Origin of the sequence: Micromonospora sp. DT231 (genome assembly GCF_049847025.1) — a bacterium.
Lineage (GTDB): Bacteria > Actinomycetota > Actinomycetes > Mycobacteriales > Micromonosporaceae > Micromonospora.
Genome location: NZ_JBNCNO010000026.1, coordinates 1 through 20577 on the forward strand (window position 1 = coordinate 1; position 20577 = coordinate 20577).

Annotated in this window: 10 protein-coding genes and 1 pseudogene; 8 read left to right on the forward strand and 3 right to left on the reverse strand. The window is 71.6% G+C overall.

Features of this window, described 5'->3' with window-relative positions:
- Positions 1–2235 (forward strand): SDR family NAD(P)-dependent oxidoreductase (locus ACPXBU_RS34585; RefSeq protein WP_425761370.1); only part of this gene is annotated, 2235 nt, incomplete at its 5' end.
- A gap of 232 nt (positions 2236–2467) precedes the next feature.
- Here the strand turns inward: ACPXBU_RS34585 and ACPXBU_RS34590 are convergent.
- On the reverse strand, positions 2468–5149 hold the full coding sequence (locus ACPXBU_RS34590; RefSeq protein WP_425761371.1) for an AAA family ATPase: 2682 nt from the start codon (positions 5147–5149) through the stop codon (positions 2468–2470).
- Between the two features lie 514 nt (positions 5150–5663).
- Between ACPXBU_RS34590 and ACPXBU_RS34595 the strand changes: the two genes are divergently transcribed.
- On the forward strand, positions 5664–6521 hold the full coding sequence (locus ACPXBU_RS34595; protein ID WP_425761372.1) for an FG-GAP repeat domain-containing protein: 858 nt from the start codon (positions 5664–5666) through the stop codon (positions 6519–6521).
- Position 6522: 1 nt separating this feature from the next.
- Here the strand turns inward: ACPXBU_RS34595 and ACPXBU_RS34600 are convergent, their stop codons facing one another.
- Together ACPXBU_RS34600 and ACPXBU_RS34605 are read right to left on the reverse strand one after the other, a co-directional pair.
- On the reverse strand, positions 6523–7938 hold the full coding sequence (locus tag ACPXBU_RS34600) for a sensor histidine kinase (RefSeq protein ID WP_425761373.1): 1416 nt from the start codon (positions 7936–7938) through the stop codon (positions 6523–6525).
- A 17-nt stretch (positions 7939–7955) separates the two neighbouring features.
- Positions 7956–8699 (reverse strand): response regulator transcription factor, encoded by a 744-nt coding sequence (locus ACPXBU_RS34605; protein WP_393375972.1) that lies wholly within the window; start codon positions 8697–8699, stop codon positions 7956–7958.
- Between the two features lie 199 nt (positions 8700–8898).
- Between ACPXBU_RS34605 and ACPXBU_RS34610 the strand changes: the two genes are divergently transcribed.
- The 6 genes and pseudogenes from ACPXBU_RS34610 to ACPXBU_RS34635 form a co-directional block, all read left to right on the forward strand.
- Positions 8899–9123 carry a DUF5988 family protein gene (locus ACPXBU_RS34610; protein WP_393375975.1) on the forward strand — a complete coding sequence of 75 codons (225 nt, stop codon included), beginning with the start codon at positions 8899–8901 and terminating at the stop codon, positions 9121–9123.
- Between the two features lie 137 nt (positions 9124–9260).
- Positions 9261–11465, forward strand: coding sequence for an MMPL family transporter (locus ACPXBU_RS34615; RefSeq protein ID WP_425761374.1), 2205 nt, complete (start codon positions 9261–9263; stop codon positions 11463–11465).
- Positions 11462–12397, forward strand: coding sequence for an ABC transporter ATP-binding protein (locus tag ACPXBU_RS34620; RefSeq protein ID WP_425761375.1), 936 nt, complete (start codon positions 11462–11464; stop codon positions 12395–12397). The genes ACPXBU_RS34615 and ACPXBU_RS34620 overlap by 4 nt, the downstream gene beginning before the upstream one ends.
- A gap of 44 nt (positions 12398–12441) precedes the next feature.
- On the forward strand, positions 12442–13200 hold the full coding sequence (locus ACPXBU_RS34625; protein ID WP_425761376.1) for an ABC transporter permease: 759 nt from the start codon (positions 12442–12444) through the stop codon (positions 13198–13200).
- Position 13201: 1 nt separating this feature from the next.
- A complete protein-coding gene (locus ACPXBU_RS34630; RefSeq protein ID WP_425761377.1) occupies positions 13202–14578 on the forward strand; it encodes a streptophobe family protein in 1377 nt (458 codons plus the stop codon).
- A 336-nt stretch (positions 14579–14914) separates the two neighbouring features.
- Positions 14915–20577, forward strand: a pseudogene (locus ACPXBU_RS34635) (SDR family NAD(P)-dependent oxidoreductase); the annotation flags it as partial.

Below are 20577 nucleotides of genomic sequence, written 5' to 3' on the forward strand. Positions count from 1 at the left end.
GTGGTCACTCTTCTCACTGCGGTTGCCCGGTTGTTCGTGACTGGGACCCCGATCGCGTGGGATGCGATCGTTCCGGCACCGGATGTGGAGTCGATTCCGGTGGCGCCGACGTATCCGTTCCAACGAGAACGCTTCTGGATCGAACTGCCCGCCCAGACCCGCAGCGACGCTGTCGACGCCGAGTTCTGGGCCGCCGTCGAGCGCGGCGACCTTGGCGAGTTGGCCGCGGTGGTCGGTGACGAGCCAACGTCCGCACTGGAAGCGGCCCTTCCCGCGCTGTCTCGGTGGCGGCAGCGGACGCTGGAGCAGTCACGCACCGACTCGTGGCGCTACCGCATCACCTGGACTCCGACGCGCGACCGGCCGAGCGACGCACCGCTGCCCGGCACCTGGCTGGTGGTCCACCCGACGACCCCGGTCGAGGTGCTGCCGGATCTCGCGGAGCGTACGGTCGAACTGACCCTGGACGCCGCGACGGACGGCCGGGCGGCGATCGCGGAGCGGCTGGCGGCGATCGCGGACGACCTCACCGGCGTGATCTCGTATCTCGGGCTGGACGACCTGCCGCACCCGGGACAGCCCGCGCTGACCACAGGACTGGCCGCCACGCTCGCGCTCGTGCAGGCGCTCGGTGACGCGGGTGTGGCCGCGCCGCTGTGGTGCCTGACCCGTTCGGCCGTGTCGACAGGCTCGGCCGATCGCCTGAGTAACCCCGTCCAGGCCCAGCTCTGGGGTCTCGGCCGGGTGGTTGCCTTGGAGCATCCGGAGCGCTGGGGCGGCCTGGTGGACCTACCGGCCGAGCCCGGAGCGCGTACGGCGGAGCGGGTGCGGGCGGCGATCCGCGAGAGCGGCGAGGATCAGCTCGCGGTGCGGGAGTCCGGCACGTACGTCCGCCGGCTCGCCCGGGCCGTGGGCGGGGTTCCGGTCGCGCCGTGGCAGCCGCGTGGCACCGTGCTCATCACCGGCGGGACCGGTGCGCTCGGCAGTGCGGTGGCCCGCAAGCTCGCCACCGAGGGTGTCGAGCGGCTGGTGTTGACCAGCCGCCAGGGCACCGCCGCACCCGGTGCGCCGGAACTGGCGGTGGAACTGGCCGCGACCGGTGTGGCGGTCACGATCGAGGCCTGCGACGTCGCGGACCGTACGGCGCTCGCCGCCGTCGTCGAGCGGCACGCGCCGACGGCGGTGGTGCACACGGCGGGTGTCGGCCGGTACACGGCGCTCGACGAGACCACGCTCGACGACTTCGCCGCGGTGACCGCCGGGAAGGTGCGGGGCGCGGCGAACCTCGACGCGCTCCTTACCGCGCCTGGCCTTGAGGCGCTGGTGCTGTTCTCCTCCGTCGCCGGGGTGTGGGGCAGCGGCGGCCAGGGCGCATACGCGGCCGCGAACGCCTACCTGGACGCGCTGGCCGAGCAGTGGCGCGCCGACGGACGGCCGGCGGTCTCGGTCGGCTGGGGCCCGTGGGACGGCGGCGGCATGGCCGAGGGCTCCACCGGGGAGCAACTGCTGCGGCAGGGCCTGCGGCCGATGGCGGTGGATCCGGCGGTGGCCGCGATGCGGCGTGCCGTCGCGGAGGGTGTTCCGGCCCTGGCGGTGGCCGACGTGGACTGGGAGCGTTTCGCGCCGACGTTCACGTTCCGGCGTCCGAGCGCGCTGCTCGGTGACCTGCCGGAGGTGGGGGCGCGGGACGGCGGGGACACCGAGCCGGAGGCCGGCGCGGCGTCGCTGCTGGACGAGCTGGCCGCCCGTAACCCCGCGGAACAGGAGCGGGAACTGCTGCGGGTGGTGCGCGCCGAGGTGGCGGCGGTGCTGGGGCACGCCTCGGCGGACACGGTCGACGAGGCACAGGCGTTCCGGGACGCGGGCTTCGACTCGCTGACCGCGGTCGAGCTGCGCAACCGGCTGGGGGCGGCGTTCGGTACGTCGCTGCCGGCGACCGTGGTGTTCGACCATCCAACGCCGCGTGACCTCGCCGGCTTCCTGCGCGGCCTGCTGCCGGGCGCGCAGAGTGCGGGGGAACAGGCGTACGCCGACCTGGAGCGGGCGGCCGAGCTGCTGGCGGACTCCACACCGGACAACGTGACCAGGGCCCGGATCACCATGCGGCTTCAGGCGATGCTCGCCTCGTTGACGGAGACGGTCGTGGCACCGGTCGCCGCGCCGGCCGCGGACCTGGACCGTGGTACCGACCAGGACATCTTCGACTTCATCAACAACGAGCTCGGCCGCTCCTGACCGACCAAAGGTCGGCAAGCGAGACGACAAGCCGCGCGGCGAAAGGACGGAGCGCCGCGCGGCCAGGGGGGCAAGGGGGCAGGGAAGGCAAGGAGGGCAAGGAAAGCGAGGAAGGCGACAGGCTGGGCGGCGAGAGGCTCCGCCGAGCCAGCCCGTGGAGGCTCCCACGCGGCTGACGGCGAAAGGCCGTCCCCCGTACGTACGGGAAACGGCCTTTGCTCTTGATGGGTTTTCAGTCAGCCGAGAAACCGGGCTGCAGACCGAGCGGCAGATCGCTGCGCCGGCTCACCTTGAGCTTGCGGTAGCTGCGGGTCAGGTGTTGCTCGACCGTGCTGATGGTGATGTGTAGCTTGCGCGCGATCTGCCGGTTGGTGTGCCCCTGCACCGCGAGCGCGGCGACCCTCCGTTCCGCGTCGCTCAACGCGGGCGTGGCTTCGTCGCCGTCGATCTGGCCCGCGGGCCGGCCGGTGACCGCGGGGGCGACGAGGGTCGGCTGCAGCGACTCGCTGAGCGCCCTGGCGCTGCACTGGTCGGCCAGGTGCAGCGCCCGGCGCATGGCCAGCCGGCCGCGGCTGCCGTCGCCGAGCGCGTACTGCACCTTGCTGAGGTCGGCGAGGGTGTGGGCGAGTTCCAACTGGTCGCCGGAGGCCTGCAACACCCGCGCCGCCTCGCTGAGCAGCCGCTGCCGCGCCCACAACTCGCAGGTCATGGCCAGCACGCGTAGCGCGGCGCCACGGGTGCGCCGGTATTCGGTGCCGAGGTCGCGCAGCTGCCGCTGGGGGAGCTCGGCGGCCTTGCCCGACTTGCCGAGCGCCAGCAGGGCCCAGGCGGCGCCCTCGCACCAGGCGACCAGAGCCGGTGCGGTGATGTTCCAGCGGGCCATCAGCTCGCCGCAGGCCTGGAAGTCACCGAGTGCGGCGTGGGGCAGGTCGACGGCGAGCGCGTACCGGCCGCGGGCGTGCAGGTAGTGCAGGTCGAAGAGGCTCTGTGGTCCGGGTTCGGGCAGGGCGTGGTCGAGTTCCACCGAGGCCTGCTCGTAGGCGCCCATCTCGGTCGCGGCGCGCAGCAGGATCGAGCGGGGCAGCCCGGCCGCGATGCCCCAGTCGTGCGCGGCGACGCCCTGTAGCGCCGCCCGGGCGAGCCGCTGTGCCTCGCGCAGGTCGCCGAGCCGGAGCGCGGCCTCGGCGCGGATCGCGGTCAGGATGGCACGCCAGGTCGGCACCAGCCGGTTCAGGTCGGCGTCGCCGACTTCGGCGTACCAGGCCAGGACGCGGTCGGACCGGTCGGCCCAGACGAGGTGCAGCAGCGCCGTGGCGGCTGCCTCCATCGCCTCGTCGTCGCGGCGGAGGCGCTCCAGGGCCCGTTCGGCGGCCGCGACACCGGTGTCGGGTGGTGCGGGCAGCATGGGCGCGAGGGCCGGATGCCAGGTGATCAACCAGGCCCGGGAGCGGCCGAGTTCGGCGCTCGCGTCCCGCGCCGAGCGCAGCGCCGTCCGGGCGTCGTCGGCGTGGCCGAACCAGAGCAGCAGCTTGGCCGCGATGATCGAGTATCGGGGGGTCAGCCAGCCGGTCCGCACGATGGCGATGAGCTCGGGCAGCCGGGCCCGGACGCTGCCCGGGTCCATGCGCCACTCCGCCTGGGCGTGCAGCACCGACAGACGGGCCCGGTCGCGCTCGTCCGTGCTGGCGCGGACAGCCAGCCGCAGGCAGCTGATCGCGAACTCTGGCCGTCCGTCCAGCACGGTCTGCGCGGCCGCCTGTTCGAGCAGCGCACCGGTCCACGGCTCGTCGTGGTGCCCGGCCGCGACCAGGTGGCGGGCGACGGCGTCGGCGGGAGCGTCCGCGTGGTGCAGCCAGAGCGCGGCCCGGCGGTGGATGTCGGCGCGGACGGCCGGGTCGATGTCGGCGCGGACGGCGGCGTGGGCGGCAGCGTGGCGGAAGCCGCCGCGTTCCAGCAGGCCTGCCGCCGTCAACGCCGCCAGCGAGCGGGCCACCGCCGTCGGATCCAGCTTGAGCAGGTGCCCGAGCAGCGCCGGCTGGGTCGGGGTGTGGGAGCCGGCCACGTCGTCGAGCACGGCGATGAGGTGGGCGGCGGAGAGCATCGCCGGTGTGGTGCGGTGCAGGCAGCGCAGCACACCTCGGCCGTACGCGGCGCCGGCGTGCGGCGTGTCGTCGCCGGTGGCCCGGATGTCCAGGGTGTCGTCGGCCAGGGCGTGCACCAGCAGCGGGTTGCCACCGGTCAGGCGGTGCGCCTGGGCGATCGCGGCGGGGCCGGGCACGCAGCCGAGCCGGACGGCGAGGATCGCCGCGACGCCACCGTGCGTGAGGGGTGCGAGGTCGATGCGGCGGCCGGACGGCGGTGTGGAGAGCGTCGCCGCGATGGGGCGGGTCCACGCCGGGCCCTCGGCGAGGAGGATGAGCATCCGCACCTGTCGCAGCTGCGCGGCGAGCGACAACAGACAGTGAATCGAGGCGTCGTCCGCGTACTGGACGTCGTCGACGCAGATCACCACGGTACGGTCGCGGGCCGGATCGAGCAGGGCGGCGCAGAGGACGTCGACGACCGGGCCGGCCGGCTGGTCGGTGGCGTGGTCGCTTCCGGCGGTGAGCGCGGAGGTGAGGGCGCCGTCCTCGAGCAGCCGGGCCAGCTCGCCGGTGGCCGAGGAGGCTTTGGCGGCCTGCTGGAACAACTGCCGGACGATTCCCATGTGGAGGGTCACTTCGGCGCGCGAGCCGGCCGCGGTCAGCACCAGCGCGCCGGCCCGTTCCGCGTCCGCGGCCAGGCGTTGCAGCAATTCCGTCTTCCCCGTCCCGGGGTCGCCACCGATGGTGATGATCTGCCCGGCGCCGTGGGTGGCCTCGGTGAGCGCGCGCAGTAGGATGTCAATGTGTTCTTCACGTTCGACAATCGCCATTAAGGATATTCCCCCGAATATTTCCTGGCACGATTTCGGACGGCTCGAGACTTCCTTTCCGCTTACTCCTCGCCGTTTCACTGCGTCGGATCACGCGGCTCTAATGTGTCGAGTGTCACTCTGGAGTGATTGACGGACGACATTACTCTCGGTCACCGGAGGGGCGGTAGACGGTAGCGCTTCGCCATTCTGCCACGGGCGTACTGGCGAAGCAACGGTCGGAGAAGTCGGGTCAGATGCCTGTGAAACACCCATATCGACGACGAGTCTTGTTGATCACCGAAGCGAGATTCGTTGTGCCGCATTCTGGTATTTCCGGTGCCGCGAAGCAATATTGATCATCAAATTCTAAGCACACTCTCGCGCCGCTCTAATGGAACTCACAACGTCGGCGGGAAAGCCGTAGCCGCGGGTGCCGCGGTGTTCCGGGGTCGATAGGGGTGGGTGATCGACGGCACTGTGCCTTATTCATGGAGGGTCATGACGACTGGGCTGCACAGCAGGGAGAAGCTGCATGAGGATCTACGCGGGCAACTGCGGATCGTTCAACGGTGACGGGCGGCGCGACGTGCTGGCGCGCAACCCGGCCACGGGAGAGCTCCTGGTCTACCCGCACAGCGGGCAGCTCGCCGGGACCGACACCTTCGGTGCCCCGGTACTGATCCGCACCGGCATGGACATGTACAGCCGGTGGATCGGCGCCGGCGACTTCACCGGCAACGGCTTCGCCGACGTGCTCGTCAACACGGGCGACGACCAGGTCCGCGTCTACCTCAACCAGGGCGGCCTGAACGGCCTGCAGACGCTCGCCGAGGAGGGCATCCACATCGGCGGCAAGCTGTCGCCGGACATCTCCTACGACACCATCGCGCTCGCCGACATCTTCGGCGACGGCCGCACCGACTGCTTCGGCCGCCTGCAGGGCACGAACGAGGTGCACTCCATGATCAACCAAGGGCTGGACGGGATGAACACGTTCGCACCGCCCAAGCACATCGCCACCATCGGCGACGGCGAAGTGCCGTTCGGCATCGCCGACGTGACCGGTGACGGCCACCCCGACCTGCTCGCCGAGGCCTCCGACGACGAACTGGTCCTCTACCACCTGTTCGCCGAGGGCGCCGACGACGACGGCGAGCCGGTCGGTCCGCCGCGCCGTCACGTGCTGTCGCGCGGCTGGGCCGGGATGCTGACCATCACGCTCACCGACCTCACCGGCGACGGCCACCCCGACCTGCTCGGGCTCGCGCCGGACGGCACCCTCTACGCCTTCGCGCACCGGGGCGGATTCGACCCGGCCCGGCCGCTGGACACCTACGCCGAGCCCGTCGTCGTCGCCACCGGCTTCCAGGGCTACAACATGATCGGCTGAGTCAATCCGGCTCCTGGCGGGGGAGGCGCACGGTGAACGTGGTGCCCTCGCCAGGCGCGGAGCTCACCCGCGCCGTACCGCCGTGCGCCTCGGCGATCGCCGCGACGATGGCCAGGCCGATACCGGAACCCTCCCGCTGGCGTCCGCGCGAGGCGGCGCTGCGGTAGAAGCGTTCGAACACCCGGCTCTGGTCCTCTTCGGACAGACCCGGTCCGTCGTCGGCGACCTCGATCACGGCGAGGTCGTCGTCGGCCGAGATCCGCACCTCGGCGGCGGTGCCGGGCGGGGTGTGGCGGCGTACGTTGGAGAGCAGGTTGGCCAGCAGTTGCCGCAGGCGCAGCTCGTCAGCCGAGATCACGAGCGAGCCCGGTGCCCGCACGCTCAGCGGGCGGCCGGGCTCGATGGCGCGCGCGTCCGCCACCGCCTCGGTCGCCAGGTGGGTCAGGTCGACCTGATCGCGGTCGAGCGGGCGCCCCTCGTCCAGCTTCACCAGCACCAGCAGCTCGTTGACCAGCTGACCCATCCGGGTCGCCTCGGACTCGATGCGCCGCATGGTGACCTCGAGGTCGGCCTGCCGGGCGCCCGCGCCGTGCCGGAACAGCTCGGCGTAGCCGCGGATGGTCGCCACCGGCGTGTTGAGTTCGTGTGAGGCGTCGGCGACGAACCGACGTAGCCGTTCCTCGGAGGTCTGCCGCTCCTGGAACGCGGTCTGGATCTGCATCAGCATGGCGTTGAGCGCGGTGCTGAGCCGCCCGATCTCCGTGTTGGGACGGCCGGGCTGCACCCGCCGATCCAGGTGACCGGCGCCGATGTCCGCGGCCACCTCGGCGATCCGGTCCAGCGGGCGGGTGCCGCGCCCGATCACCCACCAGGCGATCACCAGCATGGCGGCGAGGATGACGGCCGTCGTGGCCACCACCGTGTCGATGAGCCGCCGGTTCACCTCCTGGTACTCGGTCAGTGGCAGCCCCACCTGCAGGATCGCCTTGCGGCCGGGCAGCCAGCCGGACCGCACCCGCCACTCCTGCGGCTGCTGATCGGTAAGCGTGACCGTCGCGTACACCGCGCCGTCCCCGCTGTCGGGGCTGGATGCCGCCGGCCGCAGCGGTATCGCCGACGCGGCGGCGCCCGGATTCTGTAGGTCCAGCATCGGGCTGCCGTCCGGCGTGAGCACCCGCAGCAGCACGAACGGCTGCCCGCCGGCATTGGGCAGCCGCCCGCCCAGCGAATTGGACGGAATTGCCCCGCCGCCGTCGTTCATCTGGGACACGAGAGCCGTGTTCAGCTGGTCGAGCTGGTTGTCGGTGCGGGTGACCAGGAAGTATCGCAGCGCCGCGAGGGTGGCCAGCGCGGCGACGCTCATCCCGGCCGCCAGTAGTACCGCCACCAGAGCGATGAGCCGTCCCCGCAGGCTCATGCCGCCCAACCGGCCGCTCACTCGGCGGGCAGCCGCAGCGTGTAGCCGACCCGGGGGATCGTCTGGATCAGCGGCGGGTCGAACTGGTCGACCTTGCGGCGCAGGTAGCTGATGTACGTCGACACCACGCCGTGGTTGCCGCCGAAGTCGTACTCCCACACATTGTCGACGATCTGCTGCTTGGAAACCACGCGCCCGGCATTCTGCACCAGGAAGCGCAGCAGGTTGAACTCCGTGGGGCTCAGCTCGATCACGACGTCGCGCCGACGCACCACGTGCGCCTCCTCGTCGATCACCAGGTCGGCGTAGCTCAGGCTGCCGCCCTCCCGCGATGCCGGCGCCGGCGGGGCCTGCTGCAACCGGCGCAGGATGGCCCGGGCCCGGGCGATGAGCTCGTCGAGGCTGAACGGCTTGGTCAGGTAGTCGTCGCCGCCGACGCTCAAGCCCTCGATCTTGTCGGCGACCGTGCGCCGGGCGGTCAGGAAGATCACCGGGGCGAGGACGCCCTGCTCACGCAGTCGCCGGCACAGGTCGATGCCGGAGCCGTCGGGCAGCAGCACGTCGAGAATGATGAGATCGGGCCGGTCGCGGGCCACGGCGGCCTCGGCCTCGGCGCAGTCGCCCGCGCTCGTCGACGCGAAACCCGCGTAGCGCAGGGCGGACGCGACCAGGTCGGCGAGGAAGAACTCGTCGTCGACGACGAGGATTCGTGGCGGGTCGGTCGTCAGGGCGCCGTCGGTCGGCTGATCCGGCGCTATCACAACTCGTCGCCCCCCTCTGGATCATCGGTCGCAGTGCTGGCGTGACCCATTCTGCCCGCTCCGGGCGCGCCCGCGATCGGGAGCCGTTGAGTGTTCTCTGCGAAAACCTTGTGAAGCCCTAGGGGTGCGCTACGGGTGTCCCCGGCCCCCGCGCTGCCCGCATCCTCGTCGTCAAGGTCCTAGCACGGAGGTGTTGACAATGGCTGACGTCATCGGCCCCGCTGTCGCCGCGCTTCTGCAAGGCGGTCCGTCCGATCTCCCTTCCTCGTCGCGGCAGTGCCTGGTCGACGGCGGGCAGGACAAAGTCAAGATCCAATTCATGGGTGGGTACGAGCAGTTCGAGCGCACCGACGAGGTGGTCGACCGCCACGGCGAGCGGCAGGTCGTGTACCGCTGGACGACGCGTACCCGGGTCGCCGAGTAACGCACCGCCCGCCCCGGTCGCGAACTCTCACAGAACTCGAAAGGCCACCACACGGCCACTTCAACTCCACATGATCGGCTGGGCCACGTAGCGGCAGGCGGTGCCGTGGCCGGCGGCGCGGTTGGAGGACGAGCCTGATGTTCGCAACGTTGGCACGAGGGGTGGTCCGCCACCCGTGGTGGACGATCGGCGCCTGGCTGATCGTCGCGGTCCTCGTCGGGGTCTTCGGGCCCGGTCTGTCGTCCAGCAACGACCAGTCCGAGTTCCTGCCCGCCCACTACGGGTCCGTCCAGGCCGGCAAGGTGCAGGACGCCGCGTTCGCCGAGAGCGGCGGCGGCAGCGCGGGCACGTTCGTGGTGCAGCGTCGCGACGGTGCGGCGCTGACCAGCGACGACCAGCAGCTCGTGGAGCGGATCGCCGGCCAGCTGCGCGACAAGGCGATCCCGCACGTCACCGACGTGCAGGCGGGCAAGGAGACGGTCTCGCAGAACGGGCTCGTCCAGCTCCTCCAGGCCACGGTCGACGGGCAGCAGAGCGACCCCGGCACCCAGGAGGCCGGCCGGGCGCTGCGGGCCGCCGCCGCCCCGCTGTTCGACGGCACCGCCCTGAAGGCCGGCATGACCGGCGACGTCGGCATCGTCATCGACGCGGAGGACGCCTTCGCCTCCGCCGAGCAGGTCATCGCGCTGGCGACGATCGTGCTGATCATCGTCCTGCAGCTGTTGATCTTCCGGAGCCCGATCGCGGCCCTGCTGCCCATGGTGACGATCGGCGCGCTGGTCTTCGTCTCGATCAAGCTGATCGGCATCGCCCAGCGGATCTTCAACCTGACCGCCGAGCAGTCGGTCACCGTCTGGGTGACCGTCGTACTCTTCGGCGTCGGCACCGACTACCTGCTCTTCCTGCTCTTCCGCTACCGCGAGCGCCTGCGCGCCGGCGAGGAGCCCCGCACCGCCCTGATCCACGCGACCGCCCGGGTGGCCAAGGTGATCACCTCGGCCGGCGCGGCGATCGTGATCGCCTTCAGCACGCTCGCCTTCTCCTCGTTCGGCTCGTTCAAGGCGCAGGGACCGGCCCTCGCCATCGCGGTGGCCGCCACGGTGATCACGGCGCTCACCCTGCTCCCGGCCGTCGTCTCGCTGCTCGGGCCCAAGGTGTTCTGGCCCTCCAAGAGTTGGCAGCGGGAGCCCGCCGCCCGCACGTCGGCCAAGCTCAGCAACCTGATCGTCGGCCGGGCCGGCCTGCTCAGCGCCGCCGCGTTCGTCGTCCTCGCCCTGCTCTCGCTCGGCGGGCTGCGCTTCCAGGCCAGCTACGACTACAACGCCGGCCTCCCGCAGAACACCGAATCCGCGATCGCCCTGAAAGACCTGCAGCGCGGCTTCCCGGTCGGCGCGCTCAACCCGACCTCCGCCCTGCTGGTCAGCGACGACAAGCAGCCGCTGGACCAGGCCGCCGTCGACGGATTCCGGTCCAAGCTCGCCGAGGTCGCCGGTGTCGGGCAGGCCGGACCCGCCGAGTACGGCGCGGACCGCACCGTCGCCAAGATCAGCCTGCTGCTCGACCACGACTCCGGCAGCCCGCAGGCGGTCGACACCGTCGCCGACGTGCTCCGACCGGCCGCGGACCGGGCGGCCCCGGCCGGCACGCACGCCCTGCTCGGCGGCCCGACCGCGACGTTCGCCGACATCCGCAGCGCGGTCAACCGCGACTACTCAGTCGTCTTCCCGCTCGCCGCCGTCCTGACCGCGCTGGTCCTGCTCGCCCTGCTGCGCAGCGTCGTCGCCGCCGTGCTGCTGATGGTGCTGGTCGGCCTCAGCTACCTCGCCACGCTCGGCGCGTCGGTGCTTGTCATGCAGGAGGGGCTGGGAAAGGACGGCATCATCTTCAACGTCCCCATCTTCATGTACCTGTTCGTCGTCGCGATCGGCACCGACTACAACATCCTGATAGTCGACCGGCTGCGCGACGAGACACGCGAAGGCCGCAGCCCCCGCGAGGCCGCCCGCCTCGCCATCCGCCGCACCGGGCCCACGGCGGTCGCCGCGGCCGTCATCCTCGCCGGCACGTTCTCCTCACTGATGCTCGCCGGCGTCTCCCTGCTCGCCGAGATGGGCTTCGCAGTCGCGGTCGGCATCCTCATCTCCGCCGTCCTGGTCTCGTCGCTGCTCGTCCCGGCGCTGACCGTGCTGATGGGCCGCGCCTTCTGGTGGCCCTCCCGGATCGCCGCGACGACCGCCGGACCGGAGGCCGACCCGGCCCCCGCCGACGCGGGCGACGCCGCCGACGACGGGCTCACGAAGCAGCAGGCCGTGGCCTCCGCGGAGACCGGAGACCGGCGATGATCGAGCTATCGCGGCTGACGAAGCGCTACGGCGACCAGACCGTGGTGGACGACCTCAGCTTCTCCGTACAACCCGGCGTCGTCACCGGCTTCCTCGGCCCCAACGGCGCCGGCAAGACCACCACCATGCGGATGATCCTCGGACTGGCCGCGCCCACCAGTGGCACCGTCACCACCAACGGCAGGCGCTACGACCGGCTGCCCGCCCCGATGCGCGAGGTGGGCGCGCTGCTCGACGCGCGGGCCGTACACGGGTCCCGCACGGCGGCCGATCACCTGCTCTGCCTGGCGTACAGCAACGGCATACCCCGCAGGCGGGTCACCGAGGTACTCGAACAGGTCGGCCTCGCCGGTGTCGCCAAGAAGCGGGTCGGTACCTTCTCGCTCGGCATGAGCCAGCGGCTGGGCATCGCCGCCGCCCTGCTCGGCGACCCCGCGGTCCTGATGTTCGACGAGCCCGTCAACGGCCTCGACCCCGAAGGCGTGCTCTGGATCCGCAACCTCATGCGCGGCCTCGCCGCCGACGGGCGCACCGTCCTGGTCTCCAGCCACCTGATGAGCGAGATGGCACTCACCGCGGACCACCTGGTCATCATCGGCCGGGGCCGGCTCATCGTGGACAAGCCGACCGAAACGTTCATGCGGTCACAGGGCATTCACAGCGTTGTCGTTCGTACGCCCGAAGCAGACGACCTCGCCCACCGGCTGACCGAGGCGGGCGCCCACGTCACCGACCCGGGCGACGGCACGCTCGAAGTGACCGGAATGGACAGCCTCGCCATCGGCGAACTCGCCCGCGACGCCGGGATCGCACTCGCCGAACTGACACCGCAACGCAGCTCGCTGGAAGCCGCGTTCATGGACCTCACCCGCGACAGCGTCGAATACTCCGCCGCCGCCGGACCCATCCAACGGCAGGACCTGGTGCGATGAGCGCGACCGAGACGACACACCGGCCCAGCACGCTGGGGCATGCCATGCGATCCGAATGGGTCAAGATCCGCACGCTGCGCTCCGCCTGGTACACGCTTGTCGCCGCCGTGGTGCTCGGTATCGGGCTGGGCTGCATCATCACGTTCGCGGACGCCAAGGCGTACACCGACCTCTCCGCGCAGGACCAGGCGGCCTGGGACCCGACCGGTCGCAGCCTCTCCGGCGCCATCATGGCGCAGCTCGCCGTCGGCCTGCTCGGCGCGCTCGTGCTGACCTCCGAGTACGCCACCAAGATGATCCGTACCAGCATGACCGTCGTACCCCGGCGCGGCCGCCTGCTCGCGGCGAAGACCGTCGTCTTCACCGGCGTCGCACTGATCGCCGGCGAGCTCATCGGCTTCGTCTCCTTCTTCACCGGCCAGGCCATCCTCCGCGGCCAGCACGTGCCGCACGCCGCCCTCGGCGACCCGCACGTACTGCGCGCGGTCGTCGGCTGCGGCCTCTACCTGGCCACCGTCGGACTGCTCGGCGTCGCAATCGGCGTTCTGGTACGCGCCACCGCCGGCGCGATCGCCATCGTCACCGCGCTCACCTTCCTCATCCCGGCGTTCACCCCGGCCCTGCCCGAGAGCCTGGCCAAATTCATGGGCACGTACTGGCCGTCGATGGCCGCGCGGGAGCTGATGCTCGTGCACCACGACCCCGCCCTGCTGCCACCGTGGAGCGGATTCGCCCTGCTGCTCGGCACCGTGGCGGCGGTGTTCGTCGCCGCGTTCGTGGTCTTCCAGCGCCGAGACGCCTGACGTGGCCACCCTCGCGGACACGCGCGCGGGCGAAGCCAGGCGCATCGCCGTGCCGTTCGTCCGCGGCCTCGCCGCCGGTGCCGCCGCGATCCTGGCGATGACGGCGCTGACCGCCGCCGCGTTGGCCCTCGCCGGCGCCCGCCAGTTCGGCGAATTGCGGCCCCTCGTCGCCGCGCTCGTCGCGCTGGCGGCCGGCGGCCGTACCGACGTCACCCTGTCGATCAGCGGTAAAGGCGGCGGCTTGAGCGGCCTGGGTGGCCTCGGCGGCCTGGGCGGCTCGCTCCAAGCGATGCCGCTCGGCATCACCCTCACCGGGGCTGTCGTCCTCGCTGCCCTCCTGCTGCACGATCACCGCCGCGAGACTCCGCCCGGTCTCGCCGCGCGGGCCGTCGGCGCGGTGACGAGCTACCTGGCCCTGCTCGTCACCGCCGCCAGCCTCGGCCACGGCACCATCGCCCGGCCGGCAACCTCGGCCACCCCGCCGCCCGCCACACCATCCGGCCCCGGCGGCCTGCTCGCCGGCGACCACAGCCTCGCCACGCTGCTGGCCGACGGGCGTACCCTCGAATACACCACAGCCGTCGGCGGCACCGCCCTGCGTGGCTGCCTGCTGGTCCTCGGCGTCCTGCTGGTGTGCTGGCTGCTCAGCCACGCTACGCCCGGCCTGGTGCGCGACCTGCTGCGTCCCGCGCTCTCCGCCGTCACCACAGTTCTGCTCGCCGGCGCCACACTGGTCATCCTGGCCGGGCTGGTCGCCGCAACCGCGTTCGGGCAAGGCGGCAAAGGCCTGGCGGCGGTGCTGCTCGCCGCGCCCAACGCGGTGGTCATCGGCTGGAGTTCGGGCCTGGGCGCCCCGTGGACGATAAATGCCACGGGCGTGTTCGGTGGCAAACTGCCCACGGGGGGTGGGTCCTCGGACGGTCCCGGGTTCCGGGGCCTTCCCGGCGGGAGGGGCCATTCGAGCGGGAGCGGCCTCTTTGGCGGCTCCGACGAGTGGCCTCGACCCCTAATCGACTCCGACACCGCCGCTCTCACCATGGTGATCGTGGCGATCCTGCTGACACTCGCCTGCGGAATGCTCACCGCGGCACGCAGCACACCACCCGGCGCGCCCACCACCCTGCCGCGGCGGGCCTTGTGGAACGCGGGGGCGCTGGGCGGCGTACTGTCCCTGGCCCTGCTGATCCTGGTGCTGGTCGCCGGTGCCACCGGGGGGATCGTGCTCAGCGTCCTGGGATTCTCCGTGCCCGCGGTCACCTTCCAGGTCGACGGCGGGTGGTGGCAGGCGATCCTCGGCGGGCTGCTCGGGGGCGCGGCGGGCGGGGCGGCGGGGACGATGCTCCTGGCCGCTGTCCGACGGGTTCGGGGCGCTCACTGAGTTTCTGCTGAGGTCCCCTCTACCTCGCCGCCTGCCGCCCTACCGAACCCCGCTCCAGCCCGGTCGGTCTCCCGCGCGGCTCGACTTGTTCTGCCGCGCTCTCACCCAGCTCGCGCGGCCCTGGCCCTGCTCGTGCGAGGGCCGCGCCCGGTGCATCAGTGCAGGTCAACGCACGTGCATAAGGGCACATCGGGGCGGTTAGGGGTGTCGGCGCCCCTCCCGCCGGCCATAGCGTCCGATCACGGAGCGGAGCTCCCCTGACCCCCGGCCGCCCGCAACGGCGTCCGGAAAGCCCCATGTTCAAGAGGGTGGCGATGCATGGCCAGCGAGGAAAGCCTTCGTGATTACCTCAAGTGGACTGCGACCGAGCTGCACCAGGCCCGGCAGCGCCTGCGTGAGCTGGAAGGCGGACTGACCGCCCCGATCGCGATCGTGGGTATGAGCTGCCGCTACCCCGGTGCCAACTCGCCCGAGTCGCTGTGGCGGATCGCCGCCGACGGAGTCGACGCGGTCGGGGACTTCCCGGCCGACCGCGGCTGGGACGTGGAACGGCTCTACGACCCGGACCCCGACCGGCCCGGCACGTCGATCACGCGGTCCGGGGGCTTCCTCTATGACGCGTACGACTTCGACCCCACCGTCTTCGGGATCAGCCCCCGCGAGGCGCTCGCCATGGATCCGCAGCAGCGGCTGCTGCTGGAGGTGGCCTACGAGGCGGTCGAGCGCACCGGACTCAGCCCCACCGCCCTGCGTGGCAGTCGCACCGGTGTGTTCGTCGGCGCGGGCGGCCAGGACTATCTCACCGGACTGGCTGGTGTCGAGGGCTTCGAGGGTCACGTGATGACCGGCAACGCCGGGAGTGTGCTTTCGGGGCGGGTGGCGTACACGCTCGGGCTTGAAGGTCCTGCGATGACCGTGGACACCGCCTGTTCGTCGTCGCTTGTCGCGATCCACCTGGCCGCGCAGTCGCTGCGGTCGGGGGAGTGCTCGCTCGCGCTGGCCGGCGGTGTCGCGGTCCTGTCGTCGCCCGCCGTCTTCGTCGAGTTCAGTCGGCAGCGGGGTTTGTCGCCGGACGGGCGGTGCAAGGCGTTCTCGGCGGAGGCGGACGGCACCGGTTGGGGTGAGGGTGTCGGTGTGATCGTGCTGGAGCGGCTTTCGGACGCGGAACGCAACGGTCATCGGGTGCTGGCCGTGATTCGTGGTAGCGCGGTCAATCAGGACGGCGCGTCGAACGGCCTGACCGCGCCGAACGGGCCATCCCAGGAACGCGTCATCCTGCAGGCCCTGGCGAACGCGCGTCTGTCCCCGGCCGATGTGGACGTGGTGGAGGCGCACGGCACCGGTACCACGCTGGGTGACCCGATCGAGGCGCGCGCCCTGCTGGCCACCTACGGCCAGAACCGGACCGAGCCGCTGTGGCTCGGATCGATCAAGTCGAACATCGGTCACACCCAGGCGGCGGCCGGCGTCGCGGGCGTGATCAAGATGGTCCAGGCGATGCGGTACGGCGCGCTTCCGGCCACTCTGCACGCGGACGAGCCGACGCCGCACGTGGACTGGTCGGCCGGTGCCGTCTCGCTCTTGACGTCGTCCCGGGAGTGGCCGGAGGTGGATCGGCCGCGGCGGGCCGGTGTCTCGGCTTTCGGCATGTCGGGGACGAATGCGCACGTGATCGTTGAGCAGGCGCCTGCGGCTGAGGCCGCGGGTGTGGTGTCGCCTGAGTTGCCTGTTGTGCCGTTGGTGTTCTCGGCGCGTGGTCAGGCGGCTTTGGCCGCGCTGCGCGAGCGGGTTACGGATGACTCGGCCGCTACCGGTGCTGCGTTGGTGCGGCGGTCGGTGTTCGAGGATCGGGCGGTGCGGGTCGGTGACGAGCTGATCGAGGGCACCGCCGTGGCGTCGCGGGATCGTGTGGTGTTGGTTTTCCCCGGCCAAGGGGCGCAGTGGGTCGGTATGGGCGGGCAGTTGCTTGATGAGTCGCCGGTGTTCGCCGCGTGGGTGGCGGAGTGTGAGCCGTTGGTGGATTTCTCGCTGACTTCGGTGTTGCGTGGTGGTGATCTGGACCGGGTGGATGTGGTGCAGCCGGTCTCGTTCGTGGTGATGGCCGGTCTGGCGCGGATCTGGCAGTCCCTCGGCCTGCCGATCGCGGCCGTCGTCGGGCATTCACAAGGTGAGATCGCCGCCGCCTACATCGCCGGTCGGCTGTCATTGGAAGACGCGTTGCGGGTGGTGGTGCTGCGGTCCCGGATCGTTGGTCAGCGGTTGGCAGGTGCCGGGGCGATGGCCTCGGTTGGTCTGCCTGCCGCTGAGGTGCAGGTGTTGTTGACCGACGGGTTGAGTGTGGCTGCGGTCAACGGCCCGTCGCAGGTGGTTGTTGGTGGTGATCCTGCGGAGGTGCAGGCGTTGGTTGCCGGGTGTGAGCAGCGCGGGGTGCGGGCCCGGTTGGTGCCGGTGGACTATGCGTCGCACACCGCCCAGGTCGACGTCATCCGCGAGGAACTGCTCACCGCCCTGGCCGGGATCACGTCACAGCCGGGTGTGCTCCCGATGTACTCCACCCTCACCGGGGCGCTGCTCGACGAGAGCGTGCAGCTCGACGCCGAGTACTGGTTCACGAACCTCCGCTCGACGGTGCGGTTCGCCGACGCGGTTCAGGCGTTGACCGGTGACGGGTTCGACGTGTTCGTGGAGTCCAGCGCCCATCCGGTGTTGACGTACAACATTGACGCCCCGGTGGTGGTGGGGACGTTGCGCCGTACCGAAGGCGGTTGGGACCGGGTGGTGCGGTCGGCGGCGGAGGCGTGGGTGCAGGGCGTCCCGATCGACTGGGCCACCCAGTTCGCCGGCATCGCTCCTGCTGACCTGCCCACCTACCCCTTCCAACACCAGCGCTACTGGATCGGAGGCGGCTCGACCGCCGGCGACGCACAGGCATTCGGACTACAGGCCCTGAGCCACCCCATGCTCACCGCGACCGCCGCCGGTGACGGCGGCCGACGCCTGCTCAGCGGCTCGCTCTCCACCGACACCCTGCCCTGGCTTGCCGACCACATAGCCGGCGAGACCGCGATCCTGCCCGGCACCGGCTTCGTGGAGCTGGCCGTCCGCGCCGGTGACGAGGTGGGCACGCCCTACCTCCGCGAACTCACCCTGCACGCCCCGCTGCCGGTGCCCGCGCAGGTGCAGGTCTGGGTTGGCGAACCCGACGACGACGGAGACCGGGAGCTGACCGTCTCCTCCCTCGACGAGTCGGGACAACCGGTCCGGCACGCCGCCGGCCTGCTCTCCGCGACCGCCGAAGGAACGGGCGGCGAGGACCTGTCCGGCGCCTGGCCCCCGCCTCAGGCGCGCCCGGTGGCGCTCGACGACCTCTACGACCGCCTGGCCGACGCCGGCTATCACTACGGTCCCACCTTCCGCGGGCTGCGGGCCGCCTGGATCAGCGGCGACGACGTCTACGCCGAGGCCGTACTCCCCGAGACCGACACCGTCACCGACGACGCGGCGCTGTACGGCCTGCACCCGGCGCTCCTCGACGCCGCCCTGCACGGCCTACTGCTCAACGGCGGCGAGGAAGCGGACACCGCGCGGCTGCCGTTCGCCTTCCAAGGCGTCCGCCTGCACGCGACCGGCGCCACCGCCCTCCGCGTCCACCTGCGCCGCCACAGCCCCGAGCGGGTCTCGGTCGAGGTCGCCGACCCTGCCGGGTCGCCCGTGGCGTCCGTCGCCTCCCTCACGCTCCGCCCGGTCGACATGTCCCGGCTCGCCGCCCCCGCCGAGCCGCTCTACGCGGTGCGGTGGGTTCCGGCCGAAGCGGGCGCTGCCGGCACCTCCGGCGATGTGCTGCGGGTCGGCGACGGTGATGTCCGCGCGGTGCTGGGCGAGGTTCTGGCGCGGCTGCAGGAGTTCGTGTCCTCGGAGGCCGACCGGTTGGTCGTGGTGACCGACGGCGCAGTCTCGGTGGCCGGTGAGCCCGTGCGATCGTTGCCGCACGCGGCCGTGTGGGGCCTGGTGCGGTCGGCGCAGTCGGAACATCCCGGCCGCATCGAGCTGGTCGACGGTGACCCGGTCGCGGCTTCTGGGCGCCCACAGACGGCGGTTCGGGACGGCGCGGTGTTCGAGCCCCGGCTGGTGAGAATCGACGCCGAGGAGCCGGCTGCCGGCGCCCTGGGTGACGTGGTGCTGGTGACCGGCGGCACCGGCGCGCTGGGTGGCCTGCTCGCCAGGCATCTCGTGGAGCGCCACGGCGTGGCCGAGGTGGTGCTCGCCGGAAGGCGAGGAGACACGGGTGCGGACTTCGGCCCGCGGATCCGGACGGTGGCCTGTGACGTGTCCGACCGGGCGCAGGTCGCCGCTCTGGTGGAGAGTCTGCCGGGCTTGTCCGCGGTGGTGCACGCGGCCGGGACCCTGGACGACGGCGTGGTGGAGCAGCTGTCGCCGCAGCGATTGGACACCGTCCTGGCGGCCAAGGCCGACGGTGCCCGGCACCTGCACGAGCTGACCAGAGACCTCAAAGCCTTCGTCCTCTTCTCCGCGGCGGCCGGCCTGCTCGGCAGCCCCGGGCAGGGCAACTACGCCGCGGCGAACGCCTACCTCGACGCGCTCGCCCAGCACCGCCGCGATCAGGGCCTGCCGGCGACCTCGCTCGCCTGGGGATTCTGGGCACAGCGCAGCGGCATGACCGGCCACCTCACCGAAGCCGACGTCGCACGGATGGCCGGCGCCGGCGTCCTGCCGCTCGCCACCGACGAGGCGCTCCGCCTCTTCGACCTGGCGGTCACGGCACCCGAAGCGCTGACAGTGCCGATCCGCCTGGACCTACGCGCGTTGCGCCGCACCCCACGTGATCTGGTTCCGCCGCTGCTGCACGCCATCCTTCCCCAGCCCATCAGGGCACGGGCCGCGTCCGGCACCGCCGAACCCCTGCCGGAACTGCACAGGCTCGCCCCGACCGAGCGCGGAGCGGCCCTGCTCGCCCTCGTCGGAGAGCAGGTGGCAGCGGTCCTCAAATACCAGTCGGCCGCCGCGGTACCGGCCGCGCAAGCGTTCAAAGACCTGGGCTTCGACTCACTCACCGCGCTCGAACTGCGCAACCGGCTCAACGCGGCGACCGGCCTCCGGCTGCCCGCCACGCTCATCTTCGACCACCCCAACCCGGCGGCCCTTGCCGCCCACCTCCAGCGCGAAATCTTCGGCGCCGACCCCTCGACGGGACCCACCACCGGCGCGCCGATAGCCGCCGACGAGCCGATCGCCATCGTGGCGATGGCCTGCCGCTACCCGGGCGGCGTGCGCTCGCCCGAAGATCTGTGGCGTGTCGTCTCCGACCAGGTCGACACCGTCGCGGGCCTGCCCCTGGACCGCGACTGGGACATCGAGCGCCTCTACGATCCCGAACCCGGCCAGCCCGGCAAGTTCTACGCCGACCAGGGCGCGTTCGTGCACGACGCGGCCGACTTCGATGCCGCCTTCTTCGGGATCAGTCCGCGTGAGGCGCTGGCGATGGACCCGCAGCAGCGCCTGCTGTTGGAGACGTCGTGGGAGGCGTTCGAGCGGGCTGGCATCGATCCCACGTCGGTCCGCGGCACCCGTACCGGCGTCTTCTCCGGAGTCATGTACAGCGACTACGCCATCCGACTCGGCGAAATCTCCGAAGACGTCGGTGCCTACCTCAACAACGGCAACGCCGGCAGCGTGGCCTCCGGCCGCGTGGCCTACTCCCTCGGCCTCGAGGGGCCGGCGGTGACGGTGGACACGGCGTGTTCGTCGTCGTTGGTCGCTTTGCATTTGGCGGCGCAGGCGTTGCGGCAGGGGGAGTGTGACCTGGCGTTGGCTGGTGGTGTGACGGTGATGTCGACTCCCAATCTTTTTGTTGAGTTCAGTCGGCAGCGGGGTCTTGCGGTTGATGGTCGTTGTAAGTCGTTTGCGGGTGCGGCGGATGGGACGGGTTGGGGTGAGGGTGTGGGGTTGTTGTTGGTGGAGCGGTTGTCGGATGCGCGGCG